The organism is Kribbella polygonati (genome assembly GCF_050320105.1).
In the GTDB taxonomy this organism is placed as follows: Bacteria; Actinomycetota; Actinomycetes; order Propionibacteriales; family Kribbellaceae; genus Kribbella.
On record NZ_CP190129.1, the window covers coordinates 8126496 to 8142246 of the forward strand.

Below are 15751 nucleotides of genomic sequence, written 5' to 3' on the forward strand. Positions count from 1 at the left end.
ATCAAGAAAGTTGAGTCGCAATGACTCAACTTCACGCTCAAAGAAGTTTTCAGAGCCACCCGCGGCGCATCGCGACGGCGCCCGCCTGGAAGCGGTTGGAGGTGCCGGTCAGCTCGTGCAGGCGACGTACCCGGCGGCGCATCGTGCGCAGTGACCAGCCGAGCTGGCGGGCGATCGCGTCGTCCTTGAGACCGGCGACGAGCAGCGTGAGCAGCGCGCGGTCGTCCTCGGTCAGCTCGCCGGCCGCCTCCGCGCCGAACGGGATCGCCTGCTGCCAGCACAGCTCCCAGTAGTCGACGAGCGCGTCGAGCAGCGTGCTCTGGTGCACGACCGCCGCCCGCAGACCGTCGCCGACGTCGAGCGACAGCGGGAGGAGAGCCGTCGATCGGTCGGCGATCGCGAGCTTGATCCGTACGCCGGTCAGCATCCGCGCGTCCTCGCCCGCGCGTACCAGGCGCTGGATGTCCTTGCCGACGATCGGATGCGCGAGCGCCTCGGGGGAGTACACGACGCGGTAGCGGACGCCGCGGTCGATGGCGCGCTCCTCGACCGGGTTCTCGGTGGCCAGCACGTACGGCGGGCGGTCGAGCGCCATGAACTCCTCGGACGTCTCCTGCTGCAGCTGGACGAAGCGCCGCCCGAGCGCCTCGGGGCCGTGCAATCTCGATCTCGTCGCCCTGCCGGCCGCCGGCGCCGTGGCGGTACAACTCGCCGAGTTCGCGGGCGGCGGCGCGGACCAGTTCGAGGGCGCGTTCCTGGTCGCGGACGAGGGCCTCGACGCCGCTCGCCGGGTCGATCGCGGCGAAGCGCTTGCCCTCGCCGGCGAGCTGGCCGACCAGGCCGAGGTCGTGCAGGCGGCCGAGTGCCTTGGTGACGCGGGCCTGGGAGTCGCCGAGGTCGGGCATCAGCTCGGCCGCGGTGGCCGACGTACGGGTCAGGAGGACGCGGTACACGCGCTCGTCGAAGGCGCCGATCCCGGCGGCTTTCAGGGTCTCGTCGGCCATCGGTCGATGATGGCTCATCTGGGCCACTGGCCGCTACGCGCCAGCACAAACCGGTGCGCTGCCACGGGGAACGCGGCTTCAATACCCGCTATGCATTTCACAGCGCGCACCACGAACCTGACCGGCGCCGTCACCGCCGGTTGCCTCGCGGTCACCCTGCTGGCGTCCGCGGGCCTCCCGCCCGCCGCCGCGGCCCCGACCGCCGCCGGTCGTGACGTCATCGTCGTCTTCGACACCGCGCCCGCTGCGGCCGGAGCGGACCTCGCCGAGCCCGCCGGCGCTCGAGCGGTCGCCACCAAGCACCAGTTGATCCGGCAGACCCAGGACGGCGTGCTCGCCGCTGCCCGGGGTGCGGGTCTCAAGCTCGACGTGCACAAACGCTTCAGCACCGTGCTGAATGCGGTGGCCGCCACCGTTCCGGCGTCGGACCTCCCCACGCTCGAACACCTCCCAGGCGTAGCCCGCGTCGTCCCGGACCTCCCGGTCCACGCGATGACGGAGGCCTCCGATCCCGCCGCTCCCGCCGCTCCCGCCGCTCGCGCGGCGGGAGGCGGTGGTGCGGGAGGCGGAGCTGCGGGAGGTGCGGGAGGCGCAGGTGCGGGAGGCGGTGGTGCGGAAGGTGGAGCTGCGGGAGGTGCGGGAGATGGAGGTGCGGGAGGCGCAGGTGCGGGAGGCGGTGGAGGCGCAGGCGTTCGTGGTGCGGAGGCCGCGGGTTCCACTGGACCGTCCGCGCCTGCGGCTGGCTCCGCGCCTGGGGCTGGCTCCGCGCCTGGGGCGCCTGGGGCTGGCTCCGCGCCTGGGGCTGGCTCCGTGCCTGGGGCCGTGTCCGCGCGTGCGGCTGGCTCCGGGGCTGGGGTTGGCTCTGCGCCTGCGGGCGTCTCCGCGCCTGCGGTTGGCTCCGGGGCTGCGGGTGTGTCTGCGGGGGCGGGGGTGACGGTTGCTGTTGTTGATACGGGGGTTGATTACAGGCATCCGGATTTGGGGGGCGGGTTCGGTGCGGGGCACAAGGTTGTGGGGGGATATGACTTTGTTAATGGGGATTCCGACCCGATGGACGACAACGGGCACGGGACTCATGTGGCCGGGATCATCGCGGCCGATGGGGAGTTGACAGGTGTCGCGCCGGGCGCGGAGATCACCGCGTACAAGGCGCTGGACGCGAACGGCTCCGGGTCGAGTTCCGACATCGTGGCGGCGATCGACGCCGCTGTGGACCCGGCCGGTCCGCACCCGGCGGATGTCGTCAACCTCAGCATCGGCGTGGACGGCGGATCCGGCGACGACCCGGTGACCGCGGCCGCTCAGGCAGCCGCGGATGCGGGCGTGATAGTGGTCGCCTCCGCCGGCAACGCGGGCCCGGTGGCCTCGTCCGTCGCCAGCCCCGCGGTAGCTCCGGGCGTGATCGCCGTGGGCGCCACCCAAGGCAACCGCCGTGTCGGCTCGGCAAGCATGGGCACCGAACCCCTCCAGACCTTCGAAACCCCGCTGACCGCCGGTGCCCCGGCCAAGCCCGTCACCGGCGGCCTCGTCGACGTCGGGTACGCCTCGCCGGAGGAGATCGGCGACCTGCACGGCAAGGTCGCGTTGATGAACGGCATCGCCGGCCCGACCGCCGAGTACGCCGACTACATGGACCGGGACGCGATCCAGCGCATCCAGGACGCCGGCGCCATCGCCGTACTGATCGGCCAGCCGAGTTCCGGTGGTATCGGCATCAGCTCCGTCCCCGAACCCGGACACATCTCCGCCGACGACGGCCTCCGGATGAAGTCCCTGGTCGTCCTCGGCATGGACGACACGCAGTACGCCGAACTCGCTGCCGCCGCCGGCCGCGACATCACGATCGTCGGCAAGGACGTCAGCGGCGAGGTCGCCTCGTTCTCGGCCCGTGGCCCCGTCAACGACGGCACCTTCCGTCTCAAGCCCGACGTGTCCGCACCCGGCGTCGACGTCGTCTCCACAGTCCCCACGGCGCTCGACCCCTCCGGGTACGCCGCGATGTCCGGTACGTCGATGGCCAGTCCCGCGGTCGCCGGTGCGGCGGCCGTGATGCGCCAGCGGTACCCGGACAAGCCGGCCGCGGAGATCCGCTCCGCGCTGATCGGCGCCTCCGACCCGCTCCCCGACGTACCGCCGACCACCGACGGCGCCGGCCGGATGAACCTGGCGTCCGCGCTGAAGTCCCCGCTCGAGACCAGCCCGACCAGCCTGTCGTTCGGCCTCGCCGACCTCGACGGCAAGTCGGTCTCCGCGTCGAAGGCGATCACCCTGCACAACACCGGTACGAGCCGTCTCGTCGTACACCTCAACGCGAAGGGCGTGAAGCTTCAGCCGGCCACCGTGTCACTCGCGGCCGGTGAGTCGCGCAACGTCAAGGTGACGCTAGCGGCCGACGTACCGACGAAGAGCACGAACCTCGAAGGTGACCTGATCGCCTCCTTCACTGGCGGCGCGGTCACCGTGCCGTACCTGCTGGCCGCTCGTCCGATGGGCGTCTACGTCACGCTCGGCTCCGTACCGAGCCTCGACCTCGTCGCACCGCTCCCGTTCCAGGGCACGCCCCGAGCGACCCTCACCGGCCCGGACGGCAAGGCGCAGCCGATCGCCCTGCAGAGTCGCGGCCAAGGCTGGGCCGGCGCCCCGCTGTCCGGCCTCGTCCCGGGCCTGTACCACGTGACCTCCACCGGTACGACGACCTCGGGCGTGAACCTGATCGGCAGCACGTCCTTCGAAGTGCCGGGTACGTCCTCGACAACCAAGTGGTCCGCAGTCGGCCCGAACAGCCGTGGCGGCGACGTGACGCCTTCACCACAAGGCGATGTAGCGGTCGCCACCGTGTCCGGCTCGACCCTACCGTGGGTCAGCACGGACGCCGGTAAGACGTGGATCCCTCGCCCGGGCGCTCCGCTCGGCGCGAGCCTGGGCGATGGGTACGTCGCGTTCGACCGGACCGACAGCAAGCGGTTCTGGTTCGCGGTCAACGAGTGCATCGGCGGCTGCGGCAGCATCGTCCGTACCGACGACCAGGGCGTCACCTGGAAACCGCAGCACCTCGACAACGCCCAGATCCTCGGCCTCTTCACGATGCCCGACGGCGCCGTCGTCGCGGTCACGCCGATCTCGCTGCTGTCCAGCACCGACAACGGCACGACCTGGTCGACCCACCCGACGGGGATCAGCGGTGACGTACAGTACGCCGCCGTACTGGGCGACAAGCTCTACCTCACCGACGGCCGGAAGATCTGGTCGACGCCCATGTCCGGTGGCGCACCGGGCGCCGTCACGCTGTCGTACTCCTCCACCACCACGGTCTTCGTCACCTCGCTGTCCGCGGGCGACGGCGTACTCGCCGCGAACGTCTGGCTGCAGGGCGCGGTCGCGAGCACCGACGGTACGACGTGGAAGACCGTGCACGCGGGCAACTTCCACGAGAGCGTGCACGCCTCGGGTACGTCGATCTACGCCACCGACAACGGCACCGGCTACCTGTCGGAGGACCGCGGCGCGACCTGGCGCGAGGTGCGGACGCCCAACAGAAACGGGGTCGTCACCGACTTCGACGTCTGGGCCGCGGGCGACACGATCGCGAACTCGGCCGGCATCTACCGCCTCGGCACCGACGGCTTCCAGCGGATCGGGCTGTCGGCGGCCACCGTCGACGACCTGCTCCCGGTCGGCGACCGGATGCTCGCGGCGACCGAGTCCGGCGTCTACGGCAGCGCCGTCAATTCGACAGGCAAGGAGTGGGGCGCCGGGGAAGGCGAGGGCATGGTCGGCGCCGGCACGCGGTACCTGGCGTCGAGCGGCGACGTCGTCTGGCGGCTGGGCCGGACGGCGTTCGGCGGCAGCCGGCTCGACCGCAGCGACGACGGCGGGACGACCTGGGCGACGGTCAGCGACACGGACAACGGGCCGACCGCGCTCTGGGCCGACCCGGACGACCCGGCGCACGTCGTCGCCGGGTTCAAGCGGCCGAACGACGGCGCGACCGGGATCCGGGTCAGCAAGGACGGCGGGCAGACCTGGAAGAACGTCTACACGCCGTACTACGTCGAGGCGATCGGTACCGACGACGCGGGACGGCTGCTGCTCGGTGGCCCCGACGGGCTGTTCCGCTCGACCGACGGTGGTGCGACCGCCACGAAGATCCTGGACGGCCGGGTCAGCACGATCCGTCGTACCGGCCGCTACCTGATCGCGGCCGGAGACGCGATCAACGTCAGTACGAAGGACGGCCGCTGGACGACCGCCGACCTCGGCGGCGTGCCGACCTCGATCGGTGACGTCGTTGTCACCGGCAAGGCCTGGTACGCCGCCGGCGCCGACACCTTCTGGGGCGTGCCGGTCGCGGGTCGTGGCGTCCTCGAATCGACCGACCACGGCCGCAGCTGGCACAGCATCGGCGCCGGACTGCCGACCACGGACGCCCGCGCGCTCGCGGTCAGCTCCGACGGGAAATGGCTGTACGCCGGACTCGGGAACGCCGGCACGTACCGGATCCCGATCGGCTGACCCCCGGCCCGCGGGTCCAGGCAAGCCGTTGCTCCCACAGATGCGCGGTGCCGACAATGCGATGGGCCCCGGTGGACTGTCCACCGGGGCCCTTCGGGAGCTTGGTGGGTCAGCCGGTGAAGGGTTCCGCGGCGACGATCTCGACGGTCACGTCCTTGCCGTTCGGGGCCTCGTAGGTGGCCTTGTCGCCCTTCTTCTTGCCCAGAATGGCGGCGCCGAGCGGGGACTGCGGAGAGTAGACGTCGATGTCGACCGACGCGTCCAGGGCGAGCAACTCGCGGGAACCGAGCAGGAACGTCTCGACGTCGTCGTCGCCGGCGAACTTGATCGACACCTTCATGCCGGGCTCGACCTTGCCGCCCGCCTTCGGGGTCTCGCCGACCCGGGCCCGGCGGAGCATGTCCTCCAGCTGCCGGATCCGCGCCTCGATCTTGCCCTGCTCGTCCTTGGCGGCGTGGTAGCCGCCGTTCTCCTTGAGGTCACCCTCGTCCCTGGCCTCGCTGATCCGCTGGGTGATCTCGGCACGGGCGGGGCCCTTGAGGTGCTCGAGCTCGGACTTCAGCTGGTCGTAACCGTCCTGCGTCAGCCAGACAACGCTGTCCTCGTCGATCTTCTGCGTCACGGGCTGCTCCTTGTGTCGGTGGGATGGGCAGGAAAATACTGCTGGCCGCCGTCGTCGACGGCGACCAATCAAACGAGCGTAGCAAGAGACCGTCGATCACGCAGGGGTTCTGACCGGCTACCAACGCTTGGAAAACGTTTGCTACCTCGGTTTTCTCCTACCGCGAACAGAACCGGGCGGCAGTCCGCTGCCGTGGCAGCGGGTTCGCTGTCAGCGCGGGCGGTGCTGGTCGGCCGTCGTACAGCCGATCAGCACCACGGAGGTCGCCGAGCGTTGCGTTGTCAACGTCACCGGCAGGGTCTGGTGACGCGCCGAGTCGGCCGGGACCGTGACCGTCACCTCGCCGACGATCGAGAAGTCCGCCGCCTTCGCCTGCAGCCGGCAGCTCGCCTCGACGGACTTGGTCCGGTCGACCGTCATCGTGGCCGTCGCGCTGGTCGGCGAGACGATCGTGAAGCCCTGCAGCTCGGAGCGGACCGGCGGGTTCGACTGCACCCAGGCGACCCACACCAGCCAGACCAGCCCGGCCAGTACGACGACGCCCAGGACGCCGATCAGCAGCGGGCGGCGGGACCGCCCGCCACGCCCGTACCGCGCGTTCAGGTCGGAGGTCGGGGTGGCTGCAGCTGACTCGGTCACAGGTCGTCCAGGGGGTCGGTCGTGGGTTTTGCGTGGGCTTGGAGGACCATTGTGTCTTGTGAGTGGAGATCTTCGGTTGTTGCATGTACACGCCCACCCGGACGACGAGTCGAGCAAGGGAGCCGCGTCGACCGCCCGGTACGTCGCCGAAGGCGTCGAGGTGCTGGTCGCCACCTGTACCGGCGGCGAACGCGGATCGATCCTGAATCCGAAGATGGACCGCCCCGAAGTACTGGCGAACATCACCGAGATCCGCCGCAAGGAGATGGACAGCGCGCGCGAGATCCTCGGCATCCGGCAGGAGTGGCTGGGCTGGGTGGACTCCGGGTTCCCGGAGGGCGACCCGCTGCCGCCGCTGCCCGAGGGCTGCTTCGGGGCGCTGAAGGTGGAGGACGCCGCCGCCCCGCTGGTGAAGCTGATCCGCGAGTTCCGCCCGCAGGTGGTCACGACGTACGACGAGAACGGCGGGTACCCGCACCCGGACCACGTGATGTGCCACCAGATCACGGTGGCGGCGTTCGAGGCGGCCGGCGACAAGGACGCGTACCCGGAGCTCGGCGAGCCGTGGCAGCCGCTGAAGCTGTACTACCACCACACGTTCCACTACGAGCGGATGAAGGCGCTGCACGACGCGATGGTCGCGCGCGGCCTGGAGTCGCCGTACGCCGAGCGGCTGAAGGACTGGAAGCCGGACCCGGAGAACGAGCGCCGGATCACCACCCGGGTGGAGTGCGCGGAGTACTTCGAGGTCCGGGACCGGGCGCTGCTCGCGCACGCCACGCAGATCGACCCGGACGGCTCGTGGTTCGCCGTACCGCTCGAGGTGCACCAGGCGGCCTGGCCGACCGAGGACTACGAGCTGGCCCGGAGTCTGGTCGAGTCGGAGCTGCCTGAGAACGACCTGTTCGCGGGGCTGCGCTGACGGGCGGCCCGGACAATGAGAGAATGGTGGCGTGACAGCGATGATCTCCCTTCAGACGGTCGAGATCGACCCCAACGTGGTGAGGCCGGGCTGGGTCGCCCTGCTGATCGTGCTGGCGCTCGGTGCCGCCACGTTCCTGCTGTGGCGCAGCATGGGCAAGCAGCTGAAGCGGATCGACGTGGACCGCGATGGTGCGGACGACCCAGCACCGTCCGCCGACCCAGCGAGTCCGGCCGGCTCGCCGTCCCCGGATGGCGATGCGGCGCCGACGACTTCGGACCCGAAGGACCTGACGAAGACCCCCGGTGACCACGCTCCGAAGTAACTAGATCTCGGTCGGGTCACCGATTCCTGGGAGCCCGATCACGAGATGGTTTCGGACTGGGCTGCCCACCTCCGGCTGACCCTATAGTGAGCCGGGTGCTGACTGGTGCCCACGACCACATCCTCCGGTGACGGCGACCCGCGCGACCCGCGCCGCCCGGCATCGCATGCCTGGGCGTCTGGTCGTCGGTGGGGCCGGAGCCGTCCTCGTCGCCTCCGTGGCGCTGGTGCTGGCTCTGTTCCTGTCCGACAGCCAGCCGGGAACCGCCGGCGGCATCGGCGGTCCAGGCGCGTTCGTGTCCTGGCTGCAGCCGCTGCTCCGGCTCGTCTCGACGCTGGCCACGGTGGGTTGCGCGGGCGCGCTGCTCGCGGCCGTCGTACTGCTGCGGATCGAGGGCGGACCGCTCGGCGTCCAGGGCCGGCGCGCGGTCCGGGACGCCAGTAACGCGGCGCTGATCTGGGCGGTCTGCACGTTCGCCGGTTCGATCGTGACCGCGGCGCTCATCCTCAACACACCGATCCGGCTGCTGCGGCTCCGCCTCGACGACGCCCTCGGCGTACCCGAGGTCAAGTCGCTGCTGATCACCGGCATCCTCGTGCTCGCGCTGGCGATCGGCATCCGCCGCGTGCAGACCTCCTCGGCGGCGGGCCTCGGCGTACTGGTCGCGATCGCGGCACTCGTCCCGACCGCGGTCACGGCGTACCCGAGGAACGAGTCGTACGTCGTACTCGCCGGTGCCGCTCTGGTGGTCCACGTGATCGCCGCGACGACCTGGATCGGCGGACTAGCGGGCCTGGTCCGGTACGGCCGGGCCAGCCGGAGTGGGCTGCCGATCGTGATGGAGCGGTACGGCCAGGTCGCCGTCATCTCGGCCGTCGCCGTCGTCCTCAGCGGCCTGCTGAGCGCCGCCGGCCGCCTCGCCGCGAAGGGCGGCGGCTGGGGCTCGGTCTTCGACGAGCTCGCCCACGACGCGTACGGCACCGTGCTGATCGTGAAGGTGGTCGCCTTCGTCCTCCTCATCGTGCTCGCCGCCGTCCACCGCGCCCGCTCCCACGGCGACCTCCTGGACCGCGGCAGCCCGTTCTGGCGGGTCGTCGGCGTCGAACTCCTCGTGATGGCCGTGACCCTCGGCCTCTCGATCGCCCTCTCCCAGACCGCCTAGTCCCAGGGCGCGCTGCGAAGGTCCGCCGTACTGCGCCGGTCGCGGTCGGCCGGGCGCTCCTCGGCGGGGGTGCCGACGGCGATCATCGAGACGATGTGCCAGCCGGGGCCGGGGCTCAGGTCGGTGGCGAGGGCTTCGAGGTCGAACGCGCGGAACTGGCGGCAGGCCAGGCCCATCGCGTGGGCCTGCAGGGTCAGGTGGGCGACGGACTGGCCGAGGTCGTAGTCGGCGAAGTCGGAGTACGCCCAGTCGGTGTCCTCGACGTACCGGTGGGCCATCGTGACGACCAGCAACGACGCGGTCGGCGCCCAGCGGCCCGAACTGCGGGCCAGGTGGCGGACGATCCGCTTGTGCTCGGGCTCGTCACGGCGCGCCACGAAGTACGCCCAGGGCTGCGAGTTCCCCGCGGACGGCGCCCAGCGAGCGGCCTCGAGGAGTACGTCGACGTCGTCCTCGGTGACGGTCCGGGCCGGGTCGAACAACAACGGGCTGAAGCGGCTGGCGAGCAGTGGATGGACGGGCATGGTCCCATTCAACATACGGTTGGCCCGTGACGCATGTACTCGGCCGCCGGGCGCTGAACCGGGCGACTCTCGACCGGCAGCTGCTGCTGCGCCGCTCGGACCTCTCGGTCGTCGACGCGGTACGCCGGCTCGCCGGTCTGCAGGCCCAGACGCCGCACAGCTGGTACGTCGGGCTGTGGTCCCGGCTGACGGACTTCGCCCCCGAACAGGCGGCCGGCCTGCTCGTCGACCGGACGCTGATCCGGATCGCGTTGATGCGCTCGACGATCCACCTCGTGACGCCGGACGACGCCCGCGGGCTGCGGCCGCTGATCCAGCCGGTGCTCGATCGCGACCTCTACCAGAACCACACCCACGGCAAGCCGATCGCGGGCATCGACATGACGCGGCTGGTCGCCGACGGCGTCGAGCTGCTCGCCCCGAAACCCCTGACGAACAAGGACCTCGGCGTCCTGCTCGCCGAACGGTGGCCCGACCGCGCGCCGGCGTCGCTGGTCTACGCGATCCGCAACCAGGTGCCGCTGGTCCAGGTACCGCCGCGCGCCGTCTGGGGCCGGAGCGGCCCGATCGCGCACACCACCATCGACGCGTGGCTCGGCGCGAGTTCGCCGTCGCCCTCGTCGCTGGAGTGGATGATCCGGCGCTACCTGGAGGCCTTCGGCCCGGCGAGCGTGAAGGACGTGCAGGTGTGGTCCGGCCTCACCAAGCTGCGTGAGGTCGTCGAGCGGATGCACCTGCAGGCGTTCCAGGACTCGGACGGCCAGGTTCTGTACGACGTACCCCAGGCCGTCCACCCGGATCCGGACACACCGGCGCCGCCGCGATTCCTGTACGACTTCGACAACCTGCTGCTGTCGTACGCCGATCGCTCGCGGGTGATCACCGACGACCACGGCCGGCAGGGGTACCGCACGCAGCGGCCCGCGCCGCAGATCCTGCTGGTCGACGGCTTCACCGCGGGCGACTGGACGGTCGGCCGGACCGCCGACGAGGTGACGCTGACCATCCGCCCGTACCAGCCTCTCTCGAACGAGGACGCCGACGCCGTCGTCGCAGAAGGGGAGGCCCTGCTGGCGTTCCTGCATCCGGACGCGGGCAGCCGCAAGGTCCTCCTCTAGCGTTGGGGGTATGGCGAACGAGCTTGGGCGATCGACCAGTCCGTACCTGCGGCAGCACGCGGGGAACCCGGTGGAGTGGCGGGAGTGGTCCGAGCGGGCGTTCACCGAGGCGCGCGAGCGCGACGTACCGGTGTTCCTGTCGGTCGGGTACTCCGCGTGTCACTGGTGTCGTAAGGCACGCCTGAGCGTGGAGCAGCGAGGATAAGCCCAGGTCGGAGGTCGATTTCGTGCCGAGTCGGTTCGTTCTGTGCCGTTCTGTGCCAGAGATTCCGGGCCTCGTGCATCACCCTCGTGTATCAGTCCGTACGGTTCCGGAAGATCTTCACGGTGTGATGAGCCGGAGTCCCTCGTGCTCGGCACGCTCGCCGCGACGTCGTCACTTGGCCGCACGGCGGGCTGGGGCAAGCGGCAGTGACGCTGTCGGTGTATAGAACGGGAGAGTTTGCGCTGGCGCGTTCCTCACTTTGGTCAGAAATTCCTGCCTGTGGCGCTGGGCGCGTTCGACGCGGCTATCAGTTCGCTGAGGAATCAGGTCGCGGAAGGCATTTGGATACCTGGATTTCAATCTAGTAGCGAACTCTGGTTCAACTGACTTCGCATAGTAGAACTGACCAATCAGCCGATCCGCCGTGCGCTCCGGGTGCGCGCCAATCTCGTCGGCATGTCCCACCAGGCCGTACTTCTCTACGAAGTAGAACTCGCGGCGGAGTCGCGACTTGAATCGCTTGCGAAGGCGTGGCCGCAACTCATCCGAAATCGCTAACCCGGTCACGAACATTGGCTGTCCAAGTTTGAACGATTTCGTTTTCGACGCATTCAATTCAAACCCACTGGACGCCAATGCCGCTCTGACCTCACCGCTGACGTCAAAAAGTTCCTGGGCACTGAACGACAAGTCATCGGCGTATCGACTGTAGACGAGCTTCCGCTCGGCGGCTAGCGCAATCATGGAATCGTCAAACAATCCTAGTATCAAATTTGAGATTCGCGGGCTCGTCCTGGCTCCGAGCGGGACACGACCATTACACGACACCAACCGACTGATCATAGTTGCGGCCTCGGTGCCGAAACCAATATCGCACAATGCTGTCTGAACCTGTGACGTTCTTATGTTGGTGAAGAAGTCTTTGATATCAAACTTCTGCAGGTATTTGGCTCCAATATGAGGCAGGGCGTTCGTGATCGTGGATCTCCTAGCTACGAATCCGTTGACCTCTTTCCTCATTGCTAGGTCTGCGGGAAAGATGAGCGAGTTTATCCGGCGGTGAACAAGGTCCAGTTGACTATTCGGAACGGAGACGTCTCGCAATTTGCGGCGAACCCAGAGGGAATGAGTCTTGTAAGCCTCGCCGGTGTCGCAAGTCGCGGCCAGGCGTTCCAGCGCTTGAGTCGGCTTGCCAAGCGGGACTTCCAGCGAGGCGATGGACTGGTGACACGTGAACTCGAAGAGGGGGACCGAGGGTGCCATAGCGGGATTCTCACACATCACGTGGTCGCGAGGACGACTCGTCCCCAAGGCTGCAGCACCCCCGGCGCTCACAGTATAGGGTGCTTCCTGCCACCTAGGTGTCGGTCGTCATCGAAGTCGATGAGGTAGGCATAACTTCTCCCCAACGCGACGAAGCGTCTCTCCTGGAAGTCCGAGGCACCTTCCAGGAGGTGCGCCCGCGTGACGCCGAGAACGTAGTCCGTCGCTGCCAAGCATGGTGCGGATTTTGTACCACGCAATGCCGTGGCGGACTCAATGCCTCGAATCGTGTCCTGCAACACTGACCAGATCTTGCCATACAGCGAATCCATCGTCGAATTCTGCTCGAACACAACAGTGAGTGTGTATTCTTGGTATCGGGCGAGTACGCTCGACAGCAATGTGCCATACATCGCCACGATGAGGTCGGTCGTACTGCGCTGCTCATCATTTTTCGCATAAGCTGCGTAGGCCCGATAATCGATTGAGTCGAGCGCTGAGAGAAAGGCACTTCTCACCGACTCGCTGTCTTCGGTGAAATGAAATCCAACTTCCGAGAATTTTCGACGTCTCGCTGAACTGCGCCACAGGGATGCATCTCCTAGGGCGCGGCCATGCGCCTCGATGATCGCCGCCTCCGCTTTGTCAATATCATGAAATGCGGTAGCGCCCACCATGGTCAGGGGATCACTTGGGGCGGTTCCTGATTCGTCCAAGAATAGAAAGACCGGCGGTCGATCTTGTGGCTCTCTGTTGTCGACGACCATGCTCAGACGATAGCAGCGATGCCCGCTCAGACCGAGAGTGAGCGCTGGGCACCAGATAGATGTCAATTCCGCAGTTCAGGCCGCAGATCGGGGCTTCCCTCGGCGGCGCGTCGTCGACCGAAGAGAGGACGATCGCCTCCAGGAGCACGAACACTCCTAGACGCTCGTCGTGGATGACCTCCGCGTGCCCGACGTGAGGTTCCGCGAGACCCCGGTTGACGATCCTCGTGCGGGGTCGGCGGAGGTGCGTCACTTCGCCGCGAGCGACGTTCCTTCGTCCCCCAGGCCCGTTGCTGCGATCGCCAAGAGGGCCTTCGGGTCTCTGCTACTGGCGACCAGTGGCAGGCGCGCTCGGGATTGATACGTGAAGGGCGAGTTGATATACGTGTCACCGGCGGGCCGGTGACGGCGATTCTGAGGGTGCCCGTGTATCACTCTCGTGTGTCAGGCGACGCTCGAATTGTGGGTGGTGAACAACAGTTCGTGGCGTGGGGGAGGATGGTGGGGTGAACCGGCTGGCATCGGCGACGAGTCCGTATCTCTTGCAGCATGCGGGGAATCCTGTGGACTGGTGGGAGTGGGGCGAGGACGCGTTCGCGGATGCCAGGCAGCGCGACGTACCGGTGTTCCTGTCGGTCGGGTACTCCGCGTGTCACTGGTGTCATGTGATGGCGCACGAGTCGTTCGAGGACCCCGGTACGGCGGCGTACCTGAGCGAGCACTTCGTGAGTGTGAAGGTGGACCGCGAGGAGCGGCCGGACGTCGACGCGATCTACATGGCGGCGACCGTCGCGATGACCGGGCAGGGCGGGTGGCCGATGTCGGTGTTCCTGACGCCGGCCGGAGAGCCGTTCTTCTGTGGGACGTACTTCCCTCGTGAGGCGCGTGGTGGGATGGCGTCATTCGGGCAGGTGCTGGAGGCCATCACGGACGCCTGGCAGCACAAGCGTGAGCAGCTCGACGGCATCGGGAAGCGGGTCGTCGGGCAGCTCGGGGCGCAGCAGGCCGGTACGTCGTCGGACTTCGACCTCGAGCGGGCCGTCGAGCTGCTGAAGGTGGACTTCGATCCGGTGGACGGCGGGTTCGGGCGGGCGCCGAAGTTCCCGCCGTCGATGGTGCTCGACTTCCTGCTCCGGCACCACCGGCGGACCGGGGACGAGGACGCGTTGGCGATGGTGGCGCAGACCTGTGCGCGGATGGCGCGCGGCGGGATGTACGACCAGCTGGCGGGCGGGTTCGCGCGGTACTCCGTCGACGGGCAGTGGGTGGTGCCGCACTTCGAGAAGATGCTGTACGACAACGCGTTGCTGCTCGACGTGTACACGCAGTGGTGGGTCGTGTCAGGGGATCCGTTGGCTCGGCGGGTCGCGGTGGAGACCGCGGACTTTCTGCTGGGGGAGCTGCGGACGGCCGACGGCGGGTTCGCGTCGGCGCTGGACGCGGACACGGAGGGGGAGGAAGGCAAGTACTACGTCTGGACACCTGAGGAACTGCATGCGGTGTTGAGTGCCGACGATGCCGCGTGGGTGATCAACTTGTGCGATGTCACCGGCACCTTCGAGCACGGCTCCTCGGTCCTGCAGCTCAGGCAAGACCCGTCCGACGAGGTCCGTTGGTCTCGGGTCCGCGGGGAGCTGAGGTCCGCTCGGAGCCTTCGTACCTACCCGGGGCGTGACGACAAGGTGGTTGCCGCCTGGAACGGTCTCGCGATCACGGCCCTCACCCGGGCAGGCGTGCTGCTGGAGCGGCCCGAGTACGTCGGGGCCGCGCTGGGGGCGGCGCGGTTGATCCGGGATGTGCATCTCGACGGGGCGCGGTTGTACCGAACGTCGCGGGACGGCGTACGGGGGAGTGCGGACGGCGTACTGGAGGACTACGCGGCGTTCGCGCAGGGTTGTCTGACGTTGCTGGGGGCGACCGGGGACGTCGAGTGGTTCCGTACGGCGGAGGCGCTGCTCGGGCGGGTCCTGGAGCAGTTCGTTGCCGACGGCACCTACTACGACACCGCGGCCGACGCCGAGCAGCTGATCTGGCGCCCGCAGGACGCCACCGACAACGCCACCCCCTCCGGCGTCAGCCTCACCGCCGAAGCCCTCACCACCCTCGCCAGCCTGACCGGTTCAGACCAATACGAAACCGCCGCTCACCAAGCCCTGACAGCCTCCTCCACCATCGCGACCCAAGCCCCCCGCTTCGCCGCCCGCGCCCTGGCGGTCGCCGAGACCATCACCACCGGCCCCCTGGAAATCGCGATCGTCACGAACACCCCCGCCGGCTCGGGTGGGGAGCTTGTTCGGGTTGCCTTTGGCAACGCTCCGTGGGGCACGGCGATTGTTGCCGGTGCGCCTGAACTGGGGGTGCCTCTGATGGAGGGGCGCAGTCTGCTGGACGGGCGGCCGACGGCGTACGTGTGTCAGAAATTCACCTGCAAGCTGCCGGTGACGTTGCCGGAAGACCTTCGGCACCTGTTGCGTCCTGTGCACTGAGGCCCTGCGCGGGTGCGGGTTTTCCCTCAGGTTTCACTCAGTTCCCTTGACTCACGGCGACCGGGCGGCAACAGTCGGTCCTCAAGCCGGATGTAACAGAACTCGCATGTACCGACACAAAGTGTCACAAATGAGGCAGTGGCACTGTTGCGTCAGCATCCGGCGCGTCCCCAACTGAATTGGTCGCTGCGCCCAAACAGCG

14 protein-coding genes and 1 pseudogene are annotated in these 15751 nt (G+C 68.5%); 7 read left to right on the forward strand and 8 right to left on the reverse strand.

Features of this window, described 5'->3' with window-relative positions; translation table 11 throughout:
* Positions 1-49 precede the first annotated feature (49 nt).
* The 3 genes and pseudogenes from ACQHIV_RS39145 to ACQHIV_RS39155 form a co-directional block, all read right to left on the reverse strand.
* Positions 50-661 carry a hypothetical protein gene (locus ACQHIV_RS39145; RefSeq protein WP_427896680.1) on the reverse strand — a complete coding sequence of 204 codons (612 nt, stop codon included), beginning with the start codon at positions 659-661 and terminating at the stop codon, positions 50-52.
* 139 nt (positions 662-800) lie between these two features.
* Positions 801-1022, reverse strand: a pseudogene (locus ACQHIV_RS39150) (helix-turn-helix domain-containing protein); the annotation flags it as partial.
* Positions 1023-1082: 60 nt separating this feature from the next.
* Positions 1083-1493, reverse strand: coding sequence for a hypothetical protein (locus ACQHIV_RS39155; RefSeq protein WP_427896682.1), 411 nt, complete (start codon positions 1491-1493; stop codon positions 1083-1085).
* Positions 1494-1496: 3 nt separating this feature from the next.
* Here ACQHIV_RS39155 and ACQHIV_RS39160 point away from each other — a divergent pair, with 3 nt between their 5' ends.
* The gene (locus ACQHIV_RS39160) at positions 1497-5516 is read left to right on the forward strand and encodes a S8 family serine peptidase (protein ID WP_427896653.1); all 4020 of its coding nucleotides are present in this window, start codon (positions 1497-1499) and stop codon (positions 5514-5516) included.
* A gap of 109 nt (positions 5517-5625) precedes the next feature.
* On the opposite strand, the gene greA is transcribed toward ACQHIV_RS39160, so the two are convergent.
* Together greA and ACQHIV_RS39170 are read right to left on the reverse strand one after the other, a co-directional pair.
* Positions 5626-6138: a transcription elongation factor GreA gene (gene greA / locus ACQHIV_RS39165; RefSeq protein WP_344192782.1), complete on the reverse strand. Its 513-nt coding sequence runs from the start codon at positions 6136-6138 to the stop codon at positions 5626-5628.
* A gap of 210 nt (positions 6139-6348) precedes the next feature.
* A complete protein-coding gene (locus ACQHIV_RS39170) occupies positions 6349-6777 on the reverse strand; it encodes a DUF4307 domain-containing protein (protein WP_427889383.1) in 429 nt (142 codons plus the stop codon).
* Positions 6778-6835: 58 nt separating this feature from the next.
* Here ACQHIV_RS39170 and mca point away from each other — a divergent pair, with 58 nt between their 5' ends.
* The 3 genes from mca (at position 6836) to ACQHIV_RS39185 (ending at position 9186) form a co-directional block, all read left to right on the forward strand.
* Entirely contained in the window at positions 6836-7699 is an 864-nt protein-coding gene (gene mca, locus ACQHIV_RS39175; protein ID WP_427889384.1) for a mycothiol conjugate amidase Mca, read from the forward strand.
* A gap of 31 nt (positions 7700-7730) precedes the next feature.
* The gene (locus ACQHIV_RS39180) at positions 7731-8024 is read left to right on the forward strand and encodes a hypothetical protein (protein WP_427889385.1); all 294 of its coding nucleotides are present in this window, start codon (positions 7731-7733) and stop codon (positions 8022-8024) included.
* 127 nt (positions 8025-8151) lie between these two features.
* Positions 8152-9186: a CopD family protein gene (locus tag ACQHIV_RS39185; RefSeq protein ID WP_427889386.1), complete on the forward strand. Its 1035-nt coding sequence runs from the start codon at positions 8152-8154 to the stop codon at positions 9184-9186.
* Here ACQHIV_RS39185 and ACQHIV_RS39190 read toward each other — a convergent pair.
* Positions 9183-9710, reverse strand: coding sequence for a nitroreductase family protein (locus tag ACQHIV_RS39190; protein WP_427889387.1), 528 nt, complete (start codon positions 9708-9710; stop codon positions 9183-9185). The two genes, ACQHIV_RS39185 and ACQHIV_RS39190, sit on opposite strands and share 4 nt — an antisense overlap.
* A 26-nt stretch (positions 9711-9736) precedes the next feature.
* Here ACQHIV_RS39190 and ACQHIV_RS39195 point away from each other — a divergent pair, with 26 nt between their 5' ends.
* A complete protein-coding gene (locus tag ACQHIV_RS39195) occupies positions 9737-10828 on the forward strand; it encodes a winged helix DNA-binding domain-containing protein (RefSeq protein ID WP_427889388.1) in 1092 nt (363 codons plus the stop codon).
* A 10-nt stretch (positions 10829-10838) separates the two neighbouring features.
* The gene (locus tag ACQHIV_RS39200; protein ID WP_427889389.1) at positions 10839-11033 is read left to right on the forward strand and encodes a DUF255 domain-containing protein; all 195 of its coding nucleotides are present in this window, start codon (positions 10839-10841) and stop codon (positions 11031-11033) included.
* A 171-nt stretch (positions 11034-11204) separates the two neighbouring features.
* Here the strand turns inward: ACQHIV_RS39200 and ACQHIV_RS39205 are convergent, their stop codons facing one another.
* Positions 11205-12296 carry a reverse transcriptase domain-containing protein gene (locus ACQHIV_RS39205; RefSeq protein ID WP_427889390.1) on the reverse strand — a complete coding sequence of 364 codons (1092 nt, stop codon included), beginning with the start codon at positions 12294-12296 and terminating at the stop codon, positions 11205-11207.
* Positions 12297-12364: 68 nt separating this feature from the next.
* Entirely contained in the window at positions 12365-13063 is a 699-nt protein-coding gene (locus tag ACQHIV_RS39210; protein ID WP_427889391.1) for a hypothetical protein, read from the reverse strand.
* 506 nt (positions 13064-13569) lie between these two features.
* Between ACQHIV_RS39210 and ACQHIV_RS39215 the strand changes: the two genes are divergently transcribed.
* Positions 13570-15549 (forward strand): thioredoxin domain-containing protein, encoded by a 1980-nt coding sequence (locus ACQHIV_RS39215; RefSeq protein ID WP_427889392.1) that lies wholly within the window; start codon positions 13570-13572, stop codon positions 15547-15549.
* Positions 15550-15751 lie beyond the last annotated feature (202 nt).

Bases quoted from the DNA above. Each gene is read 5' to 3' on its own strand.
- ACQHIV_RS39160 (WP_427896653.1), top strand. From the start codon at position 1,497: ATGACGGAGGCCTCCGATCCCGCCGCTCCCGCCGCTCCCGCCGCTCGC.
- ACQHIV_RS39190 (WP_427889387.1), bottom strand. From the start codon at position 9,710: ATGCCCGTCCATCCACTGCTCGCCAGCCGCTTCAGCCCGTTGTTGTTC.
- ACQHIV_RS39200 (WP_427889389.1), top strand. From the start codon at position 10,839: ATGGCGAACGAGCTTGGGCGATCGACCAGTCCGTACCTGCGGCAGCAC.
- ACQHIV_RS39205 (WP_427889390.1), bottom strand. From the start codon at position 12,296: ATGGCACCCTCGGTCCCCCTCTTCGAGTTCACGTGTCACCAGTCCATC.
- ACQHIV_RS39210 (WP_427889391.1), bottom strand. From the start codon at position 13,063: ATGGTCGTCGACAACAGAGAGCCACAAGATCGACCGCCGGTCTTTCTA.